The organism is Paenibacillus thailandensis, assembly GCF_042685365.1.
GTDB lineage: Bacteria > Bacillota > Bacilli > Paenibacillales > Paenibacillaceae > Paenibacillus_AP > Paenibacillus_AP thailandensis.
The window spans coordinates 39357-55028 of record NZ_JBHUMY010000007.1 but is presented as its reverse complement, the minus strand read 5'-3'; the positions used below and the strand labels follow the sequence as shown (position 1 = coordinate 55028).

General features: G+C 56.4%; 15 protein-coding genes. All 15 read left to right on the top strand.

The window, feature by feature from the left end:
* Window positions 1-11 precede the first annotated feature (11 nt).
* The 15 genes from ACFSW5_RS08040 (at window position 12) to ACFSW5_RS07970 (ending at window position 15658) form a co-directional block, all read left to right on the top strand.
* Window positions 12-665: a DUF6483 family protein gene (locus tag ACFSW5_RS08040; RefSeq protein ID WP_379271234.1), complete on the top strand. Its 654-nt coding sequence runs from the start codon at window positions 12-14 to the stop codon at window positions 663-665.
* A 10-nt stretch (window positions 666-675) separates the two neighbouring features.
* On the top strand, window positions 676-1857 hold the full coding sequence (locus ACFSW5_RS08035) for a class I SAM-dependent methyltransferase (protein ID WP_379271232.1): 1182 nt from the start codon (window positions 676-678) through the stop codon (window positions 1855-1857).
* Window positions 1858-1950: 93 nt separating this feature from the next.
* A complete protein-coding gene (locus ACFSW5_RS08030) occupies window positions 1951-3633 on the top strand; it encodes a diguanylate cyclase (RefSeq protein WP_379271229.1) in 1683 nt (560 codons plus the stop codon).
* A 153-nt stretch (window positions 3634-3786) separates the two neighbouring features.
* Window positions 3787-4869 (top strand): HD-GYP domain-containing protein, encoded by a 1083-nt coding sequence (locus ACFSW5_RS08025; RefSeq protein ID WP_379271227.1) that lies wholly within the window; start codon window positions 3787-3789, stop codon window positions 4867-4869.
* 143 nt (window positions 4870-5012) lie between these two features.
* Window positions 5013-5894 carry a YitT family protein gene (locus ACFSW5_RS08020; protein WP_379271224.1) on the top strand — a complete coding sequence of 294 codons (882 nt, stop codon included), beginning with the start codon at window positions 5013-5015 and terminating at the stop codon, window positions 5892-5894.
* A gap of 20 nt (window positions 5895-5914) precedes the next feature.
* A complete protein-coding gene (gene thiL / locus ACFSW5_RS08015; protein WP_379271222.1) occupies window positions 5915-6985 on the top strand; it encodes a thiamine-phosphate kinase in 1071 nt (356 codons plus the stop codon).
* 30 nt (window positions 6986-7015) lie between these two features.
* Window positions 7016-7489, top strand: coding sequence for a tRNA (adenosine(37)-N6)-threonylcarbamoyltransferase complex ATPase subunit type 1 TsaE (gene tsaE / locus ACFSW5_RS08010; RefSeq protein ID WP_379271804.1), 474 nt, complete (start codon window positions 7016-7018; stop codon window positions 7487-7489).
* 3 nt (window positions 7490-7492) lie between these two features.
* Entirely contained in the window at window positions 7493-8293 is an 801-nt protein-coding gene (tsaB, locus tag ACFSW5_RS08005; RefSeq protein ID WP_379271220.1) for a tRNA (adenosine(37)-N6)-threonylcarbamoyltransferase complex dimerization subunit type 1 TsaB, read from the top strand.
* Window positions 8293-8769: a ribosomal protein S18-alanine N-acetyltransferase gene (rimI, locus tag ACFSW5_RS08000; protein ID WP_379271801.1), complete on the top strand. Its 477-nt coding sequence runs from the start codon at window positions 8293-8295 to the stop codon at window positions 8767-8769. The genes tsaB and rimI overlap by 1 nt, the downstream gene beginning before the upstream one ends.
* A 525-nt stretch (window positions 8770-9294) precedes the next feature.
* Window positions 9295-10299 carry a tRNA (adenosine(37)-N6)-threonylcarbamoyltransferase complex transferase subunit TsaD gene (gene tsaD / locus ACFSW5_RS07995; protein WP_379271799.1) on the top strand — a complete coding sequence of 335 codons (1005 nt, stop codon included), beginning with the start codon at window positions 9295-9297 and terminating at the stop codon, window positions 10297-10299.
* Between the two features lie 833 nt (window positions 10300-11132).
* Window positions 11133-12701 (top strand): 2-isopropylmalate synthase, encoded by a 1569-nt coding sequence (locus ACFSW5_RS07990; RefSeq protein WP_379271217.1) that lies wholly within the window; start codon window positions 11133-11135, stop codon window positions 12699-12701.
* A gap of 531 nt (window positions 12702-13232) precedes the next feature.
* Window positions 13233-13934 (top strand): ABC transporter ATP-binding protein, encoded by a 702-nt coding sequence (locus ACFSW5_RS07985; RefSeq protein WP_379271214.1) that lies wholly within the window; start codon window positions 13233-13235, stop codon window positions 13932-13934.
* 182 nt (window positions 13935-14116) lie between these two features.
* Entirely contained in the window at window positions 14117-14344 is a 228-nt protein-coding gene (locus ACFSW5_RS07980; RefSeq protein WP_379271212.1) for a hypothetical protein, read from the top strand.
* Window positions 14345-14436: 92 nt separating this feature from the next.
* Entirely contained in the window at window positions 14437-15354 is a 918-nt protein-coding gene (locus ACFSW5_RS07975) for a polyprenyl synthetase family protein (RefSeq protein ID WP_379271210.1), read from the top strand.
* Window positions 15355-15490: 136 nt separating this feature from the next.
* Window positions 15491-15658, top strand: coding sequence for a hypothetical protein (locus ACFSW5_RS07970; RefSeq protein ID WP_379271208.1), 168 nt, complete (start codon window positions 15491-15493; stop codon window positions 15656-15658).
* Window positions 15659-15672 lie beyond the last annotated feature (14 nt).

The window sequence follows — 15672 nt, the reverse complement described above, 5'->3', positions numbered from 1 at the left end:
AGAGAACGGGTGTGTTTCAGCGGGATTATTTGATGCGCATGATCGAGCAGATGACGGAAGCGATCGGCCAGGTCATGCAACTGCGAAAAGAACGGAAACAGGAAGAGGCGCTCCAGCTTCTCGACGATCTGCTCGACCGTCAGTTCGGGTTAAGCGCCCGGCTGCTCCGGTCGTTGTCGGACGAGGATCTGGTCAAGATGATGACCCAGAACGGCATCGTGCAGGCCGACAGCCTGCAGGCGATCGCCGTCATGTTCAAGCAGCAATCGGAGATGCAGGAGGAGCTCGGCCGCGACGACGAAAGCTACGAGCTGGGCTTGAAGGCGCTCCGGCTGTTCATGAGGCTGACGCTGCTCGGGGCTCCCGCCACGGTGGCCGATTCGGCCGGCGAGGCAAGGCAGCTGCTCGCGAAGCTGAACGCGTACGAGCTTCCCGAGGACACGAAGCTGCTTCAGGCGGAATGGCACGAGGCCGAAGGGGAATACGATCTGGCCGAAAATATCCTTTACGAGCTGTATGAGGACGGTTATATAACAACGGAGCATCTGGAACAGTTTTACCGCAGGCTGCTGCTGTACGGAGACGACAAGCTGGAGGCCGGTGGCCTTCCGCGGGAAGAGGTTGAAACCGGGCTGGCCGATCTTGGTTCTGCCCACAAGGAGTGACGGAAGAAGGATGACAGAAAGTTGGCAGCAACAACTGCAACAATGGATCGAAGCGGGGGAGCTGTACCAAGGCACGCTCAGCCAGCTTCGCCGGAAGGACGAGACGCTGGCAAGCCGCACGGTGATCCGGCCCGTTCAAATGAAGGACGGCTTTTATTATCAGTTTGAAGCCCACCACCCAAACAAGGTTTATCACGAGAACGTGCCTGCCGGCCGGGCGGCCGAACGGATCGCGGAGCTGCTCGATTCCCAATACCGGCAAGCGCTGTTCAAAACGGCCGAAGCGGACGTACAGGTGCTGCTCAGCAAAAAAGGAAAAGCGGCCGTTCTCCGGAAGCCGCCGACGGGCAAAGCCCCGGCGGGAGGGCTGCAGCATAACCGCCAGAAAAACCGGATTATCCGGGAAGGGGAGGCCGCACCGTTTCTTGTCGAGCTGGGCATTATGACGCCGGAAGGGAAGGTTCATGCGCAGAAGCAGGATAAATATCGCCAGATTAACCGGTTTCTCGAGATGGTAACCGACGTGCTGCCTCATCTTCCGGCGGACCGCGAATTGACGATCGTCGATTTCGGCTGCGGCAAATCGTATTTGACGTTTGCGCTTTATCACCTGCTTGCGGTCGAGCAGCGGCGGGACATCCGCATTATCGGGCTCGATCTGAAGGAAGACGTCATTTTATTTTGCCGGAAGCTTGCGGACAAGCTCGGATACGACCGCCTTCGTTTTCTTGTCGGCGATATCGCCGAATACGAAGAGCTCCGGCAAGCGGATATGGTCGTGACGCTTCACGCCTGCGATACGGCGACGGACGCGGCGATCGCCAAAGCCGTCAACTGGGGAGCATCCGTCATTATGACGGTCCCGTGCTGTCAGCACGAGTTGTTTCGGCAAGTACGGAGCGATGCGCTGTCGCCGATCTTGTCGCAAGGGCTGCTCAAAGAACGGTTCGCCGCGCTTGCAACCGACGCCGCCCGGGGAACGATGCTGGAGGCTCTCGGCTATAAGGTGCAAATGCTGGAGTTCGTCGATCCGGAGCATACGCCCAAAAACTTGTTGATCCGGGCCGTGCGCGGCGCAAGCTCCGTCTCGCGGGAGAAATGGGAAGAATATACCCGTTTTCGCGATTTTCTCCATGTCTCTCCTTATCTTGAGCATGCGTTGGAGGACTTTTGGCCTAAGCCTGTGAAATGAGTATAAGAATATTGTCCTATAAACCGATTGTCGGATAAGATGATTTTTGATACAATGGAAGAAGATGGCTATTAAACGAATGGGTGAGTCCTTTTGGCTTGGGAGATGTGGCTGGAATTTGCTGTGGTTGCCGTCCTTCTCGGCTTGTTCTTCTATATGTTTGCTTTTGGATCGTTAACCCGGCTGCACCGGGTTTATATCATCCTCCATATCATCTTTCTCATATGGCCGATGTTTCAGTTTATAGCCCGAACGATGCCAGGCGGCCGGTTTCAGCTCTATTATATTTCAGCCGCCTATACCGGCTTGTCGCTGCTTGGAATCGGCTGGCTCGTGTTTACGATTTTTTTGACGGGACAATCCTACGTGGTACGCAGGAGAAGGCTGCTCGTGCTTGCTCTTCCCGCGCTTTTGTCAGCGGCGGCTGTCGTCTTCAACCCGGGCGGCCGGTTTCTTAAGATAACGGAAAGCTCCGGCCGCCATGAATTCGGACCGCTCTATTGGACGGTTATCGCGCAGTTGATCCTTTATTTGTCCGTATCGTTGGCCATTCTCGTGTACACGGTGCGCAAAGCGGGTACGAGGCCGCACCGCAAAATAACGGTTACAGCCATGAACGGCCTGATGGGCGTCGCGGCGTTCGGAATCGCCGACCGGTTCGTGAACGGAAGCGGTTCGACCGGGCTTGACGGGGGCTATATTCCGCTGCTGTCGGCGGGGCTCGCGGCCGCGGCGCTTTATATGGTTCATGCGATTGCCCGCCAGAGAGCGTTCGACCTGATTCAAATCGCCCAGCGGGACGTGATGAATACGATCCCGACGGGCATTCTGGTGCTGGACGAGCATAACGTCATCGTGGAAGCGAACCGGATGCTGCGGAAGCTGTCGCATCTTCGGATCGGCGACAAGTTTAATCCGGACGAGCTGGCCGAGCGGATGCAGATTGCCGACAAAGAGGCGATTCTGGCCTTTTTTAAAGCGCAGCAGGAGAGAAAGCAGGACCGCTTCGAGCTGGAGATCGCCGTTTATGCCGACAGTCCCCGCTATATCGTCGTTCAGTCCGTTCCGATCCGCAACCAGAGAAGGACGCCGATCGGGAGGCTTGTTTCGTTTCAGGACGTGACGGAGCTCCGGCTCCTGATCGAAGAAACGAACGCCCAGAACGAGCTGCTGCACGAGCGCAATATCGAGCTCATGGAAATTCAGGAGGAGCTGTCGCGAGCCAACAAGAAGCTGGAGCATATGGCCGTAACGGACGGGCTGACCGGCTGCTTCAACCGGCGTTACCTGCTGCGGCAGCTGGAGCGGGAAGTGACGGTCAGCATGGAATACGGCACGCCGTTCTCCATCATTATGTTCGATATCGACTTGTTTAAGGCGATCAACGACAATCACGGCCATCTGGTCGGGGACACCGTGCTGAAAGGAACGGTCGAGGCGGTGCGGGAAGTGCTGCGCGCCGGGGATATTTTGGCCAGGTTCGGCGGCGAGGAGTTTACGGTTTATTTGCCCCATACGACGAGGGAGCAGGCCGCTCTCGTGGCCGAACGGATTAAAGAAGCGGTCCAGCATAACGAGATGAACGTCGGCGATGCCGGCCTCACGGTATCGGTCACGATCAGCATCGGAATCGTATCGATCGACGACGCGGCGCAGGCCGGAAAGCCCGAGGATGTCAAAAAGTTCATAGACAAGCTGTTTGAGGAAGCGGACGCGGCGCTTTACGAAGCCAAATATAACGGCAGAAACCGCATCGTAAACCGAAAGCTCGCATGATAGACCCGGATGCCGATATAGGGAGGCCGGGTCTTTTTTAATCGGAAACGAAGCCGTTTCGCCCGCTTGACGCAATAGTCAGCTATTCGCTTTTCTGTTAAAATAGCTTGTGGAAAATGGATGGGCTGAACTTGACCTAAAGGCGGGGACCAGATGAGAAAAGTGCAAATTGATTTCGTAAAACCGGGAGACAAGCTCGCCAAAACCGTATTCCAGGAAAACGGCCATGTGCTGCTAGGCGAAGGCGTGGAATTAAGCGAACGGTACATCCAGCGGCTGAAGATGCTGGGCGTGGATGTTTTATACATAGAAGACGGCAAAACCGAAGATTTGGAGCCGGAGGATACGATTCGGGACGAGACTCGGAAAAGCGCCGTCAATGCCGTCTATACGACCATGAATCTGTTTAAAGACAATCAGATGTTGAAGGGGAGAACGATCGCCCCCGATATGGGCAAAACGTTCCGGAGCGTATTCGGCGAAATAATGCAAGATTTGGCGACTCGCCCGAATGTGCTGGTCAGCTTGACCAACATTCACGTAACGGACGCCTATATTTTTCAGCATGCGGTTAACGTAGCCGTGCTTGCCGGCATTATGGGCATCGCCAAAGGATATAACCGGAATCAGCTGGAAGAGCTGGGCATCGGCGCGCTGCTGTACGATATCGGGATGACCCGGATTCCGCCCAAGCTGATCTCGCATCCGGGGCCCTTGACGGCGGAAGAGAAGGCGATTGTCGAAAGCCACACGACGGAAGGATTTCAAATATTGCGGAAATACCACGATATTTCGCTTGTGTCGGCGCATTGCGCCCTTCAGCATCACGAGCGGTTCAACGGTTCCGGGTATCCGCGGGGGCTGAAGCATGAGGACATTCATATGTATGCCCAAATCGTCGGCCTGGCCGACACGTACGACGCGCTCACCTCGCCGCGTCCGCACCGCAAGCGGTATACGCCTAACGAAGCGATCGAGTTTCTGTTTGCAGCGGGGAACACCTATTTCGACCTGGATTTGATCCGGCTGTTCTGCCGTCATATATCCATCTATCCGGTGTCGACGACGCTGCTGCTCAGCACGGGGCAAGTTGCGGTCGTTTCGGAAAACAACGAGCTTGCGCTGCACCGTCCGCGGGTTCGGGTCATCAAGGAAGCGGACGGTACCGAGCCGAAGGAGCCTTACGAGCTGGAGCTTAAGGACGAGCTTCATATTACGATCGTAAAAGAGCTGTAGCGAAAACGATAAATCCTTGCGCCGGTTCCGCCAAAGGGCCGGAGCAAGGATTTTTTTCTCGGCGCCGGAACTTGAAGCGGCTATGATTTCCATACGGCATCGGGTAAAATAATAGAAATCGGGAGTTTAAGGAGGCATGACGCATGGAGCCTGTTGCAGAGGTGAAGCAGCATCATCGGATGTCGACGCTGACGATTGCCCGCAGGGTATTGTTTCTAACGATAGGAGCCTTGCTCATGTCCGTCGGACTGGAAATTTTTCTCGTTCCGAACCATATTATCGACGGCGGCATTACGGGTATATCGATTATGCTGGCTCATTTCACGGGGGTGCCGCTGGGCGCTTTCCTGTTCGTGCTGAACATCCCTTTTCTTATCGTCGGATACAAGCAAATCGGCAAAACGTTTACGTTATCCACCTTGTACGGCGTTACCGTCATGTCCATCGGGACCTATTATCTTCACCCCGTCGATCCGCTCACGCCCAATCTGTTTCTTGCCGCGATCTTCGGCGGGCTTATACTGGGAGCCGGCGTAGGCATCGTGATCCGGTTCGGGGGATCGCTCGACGGCACGGAAATCGCGGCGATTCTGCTGGTGAAGCGTCTGGCGTTTTCGGTCGGCGAGGTCGTGATGTTTTTCAATTTTTTTATTCTGACGAGCGCGGGCTTCGTATTCGGCTGGGACAGCGCGATGTATTCGCTGATCGCATATTTTATCGCTTATAAGATGATCGATATTACGATCGAAGGCTTCGACGAATCGAAGTCGGTCTGGATCATCAGCGAGGAGTGGCAGGAGATCGGGCAGGCCATTATGAGCCGGCTGGGCCGAGGCGTCACGTATTTGCACGGCGAAGGCGGTTTTACCGGAGGCAGCAAAAGAGTGATCTTCGTCGTGATCAACCGGCTGGAGGAAGCGAAGCTGAAATCGATCGTCGAGGAATTCGACCCCGCCTCTTTCCTCGCCGTGGGCAATATCCACGACGTGAAGGGCGGCCGGTTCAAAAAACGGAATATTCATTAGGAAGCCGGAGGAAACTGTAAGTGGATGAATTTGCTAGCATACGGCTTTGGACGGAGCGGCGGCAGTCCGCCGTATGGCAGGCCGGACGCGGCGTCGCGCTTGGCATCGGCGACGATGCGGCCTTGCTCGATCCGGCGCTTCCGGCCGAAGGGATCGAGGGGCCGAGGCACATCGTGGCGGCGGTCGACACGATGGTGGAAACCGTGCACTTCACCCGCCGGACGATGACGGACGAGGATATCGGCTACAAGGCGCTTGCCGCGAACGTCAGCGATATTGCGGCCATGGGCGGAGTGCCGCTGCACGCGCTCGTCTCGGTCAGCGTGCCGAAGTCGTACGGGCCGGAGCGGGTGCGCCGGCTGTACGACGGGTTGTACGCCTGCGCCGAGCGGTACGGCGTAGCGGTCGTCGGCGGCGACACGACTTCGTCGCCGGAGCATCTGGTCGTCGCCGTGCCGCTGCTCGGCGCCGTCGAAGCGGGCGGCGCGCTGCGCCGCTCCGGCGCGCGCCCCGGCGACGCCGTCGTATTGACCGGCCCCGTCGGCATGTCCGCGGCCGGTCTGCATTGGCTGCTCGCCCAGCCGGCGGCGGGCGAGGGCGCCATCGACGCCGCGGCCGCAGGCGAAGCGGCCGCGCTTGTGCAGGCGCATCGCCGCCCGTCGCCGTCGGTGCGGGCGGGGCGCCTGCTGCGGGCGCGCGGGAGCTGCCGCGCGCTGAACGACGTGAGCGACGGTCTCGCGAGCGAGGCTTGGGAGCTGGCCGAGGCGTCCGGCCTGCGGATCGTGCTGCGGGAGCGCGACTTGCCGCTCGCCGGCAGCATGGCGGCTTACGCCCGGCGCATTGGAGCAAGTCCGCTTGACTGGATGCTTTACGGCGGCGAAGATTATGTGCTGCTCGGGACGGTTGCCGCGGAGGATGCGGAGCCGCTGCGCGATCTATTTCGGCAGGAAGGGCTGCCTTTCTTTATTATCGGGGAGACGGCGGCGGGAGAGCCCGGCGTCGATCTCGTAACCGGCGGCGAAGGGTGGAGCGGTACCGCGTCTGCCCGGGTTATTCCGCTCCGGAAGCGGGGATACAATCATTTTGCTTGATAGAATGGGTGTGTGGATATCGTGGCGACTATAAGCGAAGCCGTATGGACGGCAAGCGGCAAAGAAGAGACCGCGGCGCTTGCGAAGCGGCTGGCTGCATGGGCGGAACCGGGGACCGTGCTTGCGCTGGACGGCGATTTGGGCGCGGGCAAAACGACGTTTTCCCAGTTTTTTGCGGCGGCGATCGGCGTAAATTCCGTCGTCAACAGCCCTACGTTTACGATTATTAAAGAATACGAAGGGGCGACGATGCCCTTTTATCATATGGATGTGTACCGCCTTTCGATGGAAGAAGCGGACGAGCTCGGGCTGGACGATTATTTTTACGGCGACGGCGTCACGATCGTGGAGTGGGCCAGCCTTATTCGCGAGCTTCTTCCTTCGGAGCGGTTGGAGCTGTATATCGAGCATGAAGGAGGAGACTCGCGCCGCATACGATTGGTGGGAATCGGCGGCAAGTATGCCTCCTGGTGCGATGCTTTGAACGAGATGGGAGAGTCGTAAACGATGAACGAAGCGAAGGAACGGCCGATACTGGCCTTTGATACGTCAACGGCTTGCCTGGCGGGAGCGGTATGGGACGGAAACAAGGTGCTGTCCGAGGTGCAGTCGCATGCGGAGCGGAACCATTCCGTCCAGATCGTGACGAAGCTGCAGGAGCTGCTGAAGGAGAGCGGCGTGAACAGGGAGGAGCTTGCCGGCATCGCCGTCGGCAAAGGGCCGGGGTCGTATACGGGCGTACGGATTGCCGTATCCGCGGCCAAAACGCTCGCGTGGGCATGGCGTTTGCCGCTAGTAGGCGTCAGCAGCCTGGAGGCGATCGCCTTCGGCGCCTTGCATAGAGGGGAGGCGGCAAGTTTGGCGGGAGCGGACGGGCACGATTGGGTGCTGCCGATTATGGACGCCCGCAGAGGCCAAGTGTACACCGGGCATTATGCCCATTCCGCGGCGTCGGGTTGGACATGCTGCGTTCCCGACGGCATCCGGCTGATGCGGGATTGGGTCGACGAGATAGCGGCCAAGGCGGCGGAAGCGGAAGGCCTCGTTCGGACGATCCGGATTGCCGGCGACTTGTCGCAGCACGAAGGAGAAGCGGTTCGTTTGAAGGAGCTGTGCGCGCCAAGCGGGGTGCAGGTGGAGCTGCAGCCGTACGACATGGAAGGACGCTGGCTCGCCCGTCTCGCTTACGACCGGCTGTCGGCCGGCGAGTCGGACGATGTCCATACGTTCGTTCCGAACTACACGCAGCTGGTCGAGGCGGAAGCGAAGCTGCTGGCCAAGCAGCGGTCGGAAGCGGGTGAGCGGTGATGGGAGCGGCGGAACGGAATCTGCGGTTTCGCCCGATGATCCTTGCCGATATTCCGGCGGTGGAGGAGATCGAGCAGGAGGCCTTTGCGACGCCGTGGACGGTCGAAGCGTTCATGAACGAGCTGACGAACAATATGTTCGCGAAATATATCGTCATGGAGCAGGACGGCGAATTAATCGGGTACGGCGGCATGTGGGTGATCGTCGACGAAGCGCATGTAACGAACATCGCAGTCCGCGCCGACTGCCGGGGGCGAGGGTACGGCGAGCAGCTGATGAAGGAGCTTCAGCGCAAAGCGGTGTCGTTCGGCGCGGACCGGATGACGCTGGAGGTGCGGGTGACGAACACGGTGGCGCAAAATTTGTACCGGAAGCTTGGCTTCGAGCCTTCGGGCTTAAGGCCGGGCTATTATTCCGATAATAATGAAGACGCACTTATTATGTGGGCGGAGCTGGAGCGCAACAGCATTGCTTAGCGATGACGGTACGCGAAGCAGTGATGCTTGGTGATTTCCGGAATGAAGCGAAGTTTTGCTGCGAAGAACACCTGCGAAGCAAAGCTCCGCAAAACTTAAGCGAAAGCTTTCGAAGCGAAGTTTTGCTGCGTAGAACACCTGCGAAGCGAAGCTCCGCAAAACTTTAAGCGAAAGCTTTCGAAGCGAAGTTTTGCTGCGTAGAACACCTGCGAAGCGAAGCTCCGCAAAACTTAAGCGAAAGCTTTCGAAGCGAAGTTTTGCTGCGTAGAACACCTGCGAAGCGAAGCTCCGCAAAACTTAAGCGAAAGCTTCCGAAGCGAAGTTTTGCTGCGAAGAACAGCCTGCGAAGCAAAGCTCCGCAAAACTTAAGCGAAAGCTTCCGAAGCGAAGTTTTGCTGCGAAGAACAGCCTGCGAAGCAAAGCTCCGCAAAACTTTTTAGGAGTCAAAAAAAAGTGAACAAACAAACTAGCGAACATCATAGAACGGACCGGCAAGCGGGAGATGTCTCCGGAAAGCCGAGCTGCATTCTGGCCATCGAGACGAGCTGCGACGAAACGTCGGTAGCGGTCGTTCGGGACGGCAAGCATATTTTGGCCAATGTCGTATCCAGCCAGATCGAGGTGCACCGCCGGTTCGGCGGGGTCGTGCCGGAAATCGCGTCCCGCAAGCATGTGGAAATCATTACGCTGATGATCGAGCAGGCCGTGGAGGAATCCGGCATCTCGTTAAACGACATCGACGCCGTCGCCGTAACGCAAGGCCCCGGCCTCGTCGGCGCGCTGCTCGTCGGCATCGTTGCGGCGAAAGCGCTGGCGATGGCGCTTGACGTTCCGCTAATCGGCACGCATCATATCGCGGGGCATATTTATGCCAACCGCCTGATGCAGGAGCTGACGTACCCGTGCATGGCTCTTGTAGCTTCGGGAGGGCATACGGAGCTGGTGCTGATGGAGGGCGAAGGAAAATTCCGCGTAATCGGCCAGACGAGGGACGACGCGGTCGGCGAAGCCTACGACAAGGTGGCGCGCTCGCTGCACCTGCCTTATCCCGGAGGTCCGCATATCGACCGGCTGGCAGCGGAAGCGGTCGAAGCCGTACCGCTTCCGCGCGCATGGCTGGAGGCGGATTCGTTTGATTTCAGCTTCAGCGGCTTGAAGTCGGCCGTGCTTGCCGTCATTAATCAAGCGAAGATGAAAGGGCAAGAGCTGGATGAGAGAGCGCTCGCCCGCGGCTTTCAGGAATCCGTCGTGGAGGTGCTGGTCGAAAAAGCGATCCGCGCCGTCCGCCAATACGGTGCCAAGCAGCTGCTGCTGTGCGGCGGGGTAGCGGCCAACCGCGGCTTGCGCGAGGAGCTGGCGGACCGCTGCGCTAAAGAAGGCATCGAGCTGCTTGTGCCGCCGCTCCGGCTGTGCACGGACAACGCCGCCATGATCGGGGCGGCCGCCCATCTGAAATGGGAGCGCGGGCAGTTTACGCCGCTTGATATGAAGGCGGAGCCTTCTTTTTCGCTGGAAGCGTGGTCCGTCTAGACAGACGAAGTTACGGACAATGGCATGTTGACACAATTTTCAAATAAGTCTATAATGATTTCAATATCTATTCCATATTTCAAACGCATCGAACAGGAATAGTAAGGTCTATCCGGGTTACGCCGTTCGAAGTTAACGGCACTGCAGAGAGCTGCGGCAAGGTGCAACGCAGCCGAAGGATACCTGAAGCTCGCCTGGGAGCGGATTGGCGGAAGCGCGGTTAGCCATGGATAACCGGCAGCGTGTACGTCATTACGGTTAACCTCCGTGATCAGGTGCGCATGGATCGGCATCCGGAGCCGGACATGTGCCTAAGGTGGACTTCGCGCCGGCCGATACGGTCAGGCGGCAGTCAACAAGGGTGGTACCGCGCAGGTTTATAACAGCCTGTCGTCTCTTGAATGAAGAGACGACAGGCTTTTTTAATGTGTAGGACAACATCATATGGAATACGCTGGGAACAGGAGTAGTAAAGAGGAACGCCAGTTACGATCGTCGGACCGTTTGTTGGGCCGGCGACAAGCAGAGAGCTGCGGGTCGGTGCGACGCAGCCTGCGCGGCCGCTTGAACTCGCCTGGGAGCGTCGACGTTGAACCCGACCGGCCACGATTGCCGGCGGCAAGTAAACTGCTCGCGGCTGGCCCCCGTCATCGGGCATACAAGCGGGTCGGACCCGCACCGTTGCCGGAGAACAATGCGTTTAAGCGCGTTGCGGCGCGCGATAGGTCCGGCCAACGAGAGTGGTACCGCGGCAGCCTGTCGTCTCTTCGATACAAGAGACGGCAGGCTTTTTTGTTTCAATAAATTCATAACCAATTACGGAGGGAAAAACAATGAACGATAACAAACGGAAAATTCAAATTTTTGACACAACTTTGCGGGACGGAGAGCAAGCGCCCGGCGCTTCCATCGATCCCGAGCGCAAAATCGTCATCGCTAGGCAAATCGCCAAGCTTGGCGTCGATGTTATCGAGCCGGGCTTTCCGATCTCCAGTCCGGGCGAATTTGCCGCCGTGCAGCAAATATCGCGCGAGCTGCAGAACGTCGAGATCGCCGGCTTCGCCCGCGCGGTCAAAGCGGACATCGACGCCGCCGTCAAAGCGACGCAAGACGCGGCAAGGCGCAGGCTCCACCTGTTTATTTCCTCGTCGGATATTCATTTGAATTATCAGTTGAAAAAATCGCGTGCGGACGTCATTCGGATGGCGAAAGAAATGGTGGCGTACGGCAAGCAGTTCGTCGACGAAATCGAATTTTCCGCGATGGATTCGACCCGCTCGGACCGCAGCTTCGTTATCGAGCTGGTGGAGGCCGTCATCGCCGAAGGGGCGACGATCATTAATCTGCCCGATACGCTCGGTTATGCGCTGCCGCATGAAATCGACGAGCTGTTCCGCAGCGTTCGCCAGTCCGCCCGCGGCGGGGAGACGGTCCGGTACAGCGCGCACTGCCATAACGACCTGGGTCTTGCTGCCGCGAACAGCTTGGCCGCGATCGGCGCGGGAGCTTCGCAGATCGAAGTGACCGTGAACGGCGTCGGCGAACGGGCGGGCAACTGCTCGCTTGAGGAGCTTGCCATGATTATCGAGACGCGCAAGGAAGCGCTGCAGCTGGCGACCAATATTCAAATCGGCGAAATATACGAAACGTCGCGCGTCGTGAGCCGCGCTATGCATTCTCCGATCGCTTACAACAAGCCGATTGTCGGCCGCAACGCCTTCCAGCACGAATCGGGCATCCATCAGGACGGCTTGCTCAAAAACCGCAACACATACGAGATTATGGACCCCGAAGCGATGGGCATCCCGCGCAGCATGATCGTGCTGGGCCGCCATTCCGGCAGCCATGCGATTCGGCATCGGCTGAGCGAATACGGCATCGACGTGGCCGACGAGCATATGAAAGAGGTGTACGACCGCTTCAAACGGCTGGCCGACGAGAAAAAAATCGTCACGGACGACGAGCTGATCCGCATCGTGGGCGAAACGACCGATACGCAGCCCGACCCTTACGTCATGACCGATCTTCAAGTATTGTCCGGCAGCAACCGTTCCCGGGTCGCTTCCGTTACGATCAAGGAAAGCGGAGACGGCGAGGAGCGTTCCTATACGGCGGTAGGCGCCGGTCCGATCGAAGCCGTTATTCGCTGCATACAACAAGCGATTCCGGTTGCGGCCGAATTCGAGGATTTGGAGCTTCATTCGCTGTCGACCGGCGAAGACGCGCACGGCGAGGCGGTCGTATCGATCATTTACAACGATCAGCGTTACCGCGGCACCTCCATCCACAAGGACATCGTATTTGCGGCTGCGCAAGCTTACGTGGCGGCATGCAATCAAGCGGTGATGGCATCGTCCGGCTCTGCGGCACCAAAGGCGTCCGCCGAAAATCAAGCGGGCTGAACGCAATAAAAATTATCCACAGTTTCCACCGAAAATGTGAATAACCTCCGAACCCCTTGCTGCCGCTCGTTTTTTGGCGATTGCAGGTGTGGGCGGATTCGTGGATAGTTTTTTCACAGGTCGGTTGTGGATAATGTGTATAACGTGGATAAAAAGCCTATGTCAGAAGTCGCGGTTTTGTGTCGAATAGTGACGCCCTTTACAAGCCGTTTATATTCGAAGCTTTTTATCGACAGAATTAACTAACAATTTAGCGGGATTTGTGGATATCTCTGTGGATATTCTGAATAATCCGGTTTGTTTCCGACTTTCGCTCTCTCGGCTTTTTTCCGGGAGAGCGTTTTTTTGTTTGCGTCCGTTGCGGTACCGCAAAAGTTTTTCGTCAAACAGCAGTTTAGTTTTCGGTGAAAAAGAGCGGAGATTGCGATAAGGTATTGAATAGATATCATGACGAGATTATCTATGAAGAGAATTCTTATAAACAATTTTATAAATCAAGCTCGTTCAAGCGCGAATGGGAGGTAGAGACAGATGAACAAGCAGACGGTCATTCAAGTCAGTTCGCTCACGAAACGTTACGGTGCGAACAGCGCAGTTGAACAAGTCTCCTTCCAGGTAAAGGAAGGTGAACTTTTCGGGATTATCGGTACGAACGGAGCGGGCAAATCGACGTTGCTCGAGTTGCTGATGGGCTTGCGTAAACCGGACGAAGGGCGGATCAAGGTTTACGGTCTGGACGCTCAGGCCGAGGCCGAAGAGCTTAAGGAGCATATCGGAATACATATGCCGAACATTTCTCTGGTGGAGAAAATGACGGTCATTGAGGCGCTTGAGCTGTTTCAGTCGTTTTATATCCGGAAGAAAAATTTGAACGATATCATCGAGCAGCTTGAATTGCATCCGTATAAGGATAAGCCGGTCAAGCGATTGTCCGGAGGATGGCAGCAGCGTTTTACGCTTGCGATCGCTTTGGTGAACGATCCGAAGATCGTTTTTCTGGACGAACCGACAACGGGGCTGGATCAGCAGACGAGAGCCGACTATTGGCAAAAGCTGCTTGAACTGAAGCGTCAAGGCAAGACGATCGTCATCGCCACCCACGATATGGGAGAAGTGCAGCGGCATTGCGACCGCGCGGCGATTATGCGCAAAGGCGAGCTGGTTGCCTGCGATTCTCCGCAAGGCCTTATTGCCAGCATTCCGGCAGGCGGGCTGACTATGGAGGCGGTATAAGTCCATTTTGCCGTCGAACGTCAAGATATGCAGCCGTTCAGCATGTCGTATTTGGCCGAGTTGGCAGGCTTATCGAATTTTGCAGACCTGAGAGATTCCTTATCCGTTATTTCGGATCGCTGAAGGGGCTGCTTACTACGAATATCCGGGCAGATGTGCAGTCCGAAGGAGGGTTTGAAGTTATGGAACGAGGGCAAGAGACCGATTGTCCGCTATTGCAGCAAACCGATGTCGTGGAGAAACGGATGGAAATGGTGGCGACGCTGCTTAACCGCGTAAACGAGGAGGCGAACCTGGGACAGGCAATGAATCAAATCGACGAAGACAAGGGGAGAACTGATAAGCAAGGACCGCAAATGAAAGAATGGCTTTTCAAAATGTTTAACGCCGTCCGTTCCTTCGCCAAATAGCCAAATAAGCCGCCTTGCGAAGAAGTTTGTTGCCCGGCATCTCCGGCGATTGTAAAATATAGCTATGTAAATGTCGGTGGGGGCTAAGTCGCATGGAACAGCATTTGTATGAAATCGAATCGGAAATGGAACGACTGATAGAGGGGCGCTTTACGGCTGCGCCTCTTCTTCGGCATGCTCGAATGTTTATGTCGGAGAAAAGAAAGGAAGAAATCTATTTCGGCTATTTGACCGTGCTGCATTACCGGATGTTCGGCGGTACCGGCGACATTGTTTATAAAGCCGCGGCGGCCGTTGAGCTGTTCATACTCGCTTCGGATATTTTGGACGACATTCAGGACCAGGATGCCGAATCCAAAGCTTGGATGAAAGTGCCGATGCCGCTCGCACTCAATACGGCTTCCGCCATGATTACGCTGTCGCAGCAGGCGCTTACGGAATGCGGCGGCGATCCCCGCACGCGTACCCTCCTCGGCGATATGATGAACAGGCAGCTGCTTCAAGCCGCCAACGGACAAATGCTCGATCTGGCAAACGATATTTCCGACGAAGAAGCGTACATCGAAATGATCAAGCAGAAGTCGGCGTCCCTGGTCGTGTTTGCGTGCATGGCGGGCGTTATATTGGCCGGGCGGGATTGGCATCCGGTCGTCGCCGAGTACGCTATGGAAGTAGGGATATCGGCGCAAATCCGCAACGATTTAAAAGATTTGCTCAGATGGGACGACAAAAGCGATTTCATTCACCGTAAAAAAACGCTGCTGACGCTTTATTTGCTGGAGGAGGTTGCGGAGCAGGACCGGTGGATCGCCGATTATTTCGAGGGCCGCATCTCGTTTGAGGATATAAGGGACAAGCGGGAACTGCTGGAGGAAGCTTGCGAGCGCTCGGGCACTTTGCTGTACGGAGCCGTTATGAGCCGGTTGCACTACAATAAGTTTGAAGAATTGCTGGACTCGCTGCCCGAAAGTAAGGTCTGGAAGGCTGAATTTATACAGTTCGTGTCATGAGTTTTACAATTTATTACATTACCGCAATGACATTTGCGGGAAATACGAACTATATTGGCGTTTGAAGTCGAACCTAATCCTGCTATAGTAGAGATAGATACAATAATCTATTAAAAGTAGAAGAGGAGGAGTTCGAATGTTGAAAGAAGCTATTCGTACGTTGGCAATGAGCAAGGAGAAAATGTCCATGGTGATGGGTGGACAACTGCAACTTGCAGGAGTTTCCGCAGCTGAACAACAAGCACTCCTTGGCGAACTGAGCAAGAAAAACAAGGTTGAAGTTCAACGGGTTGGCTGGAGCTAATTATAGGGCTAAGC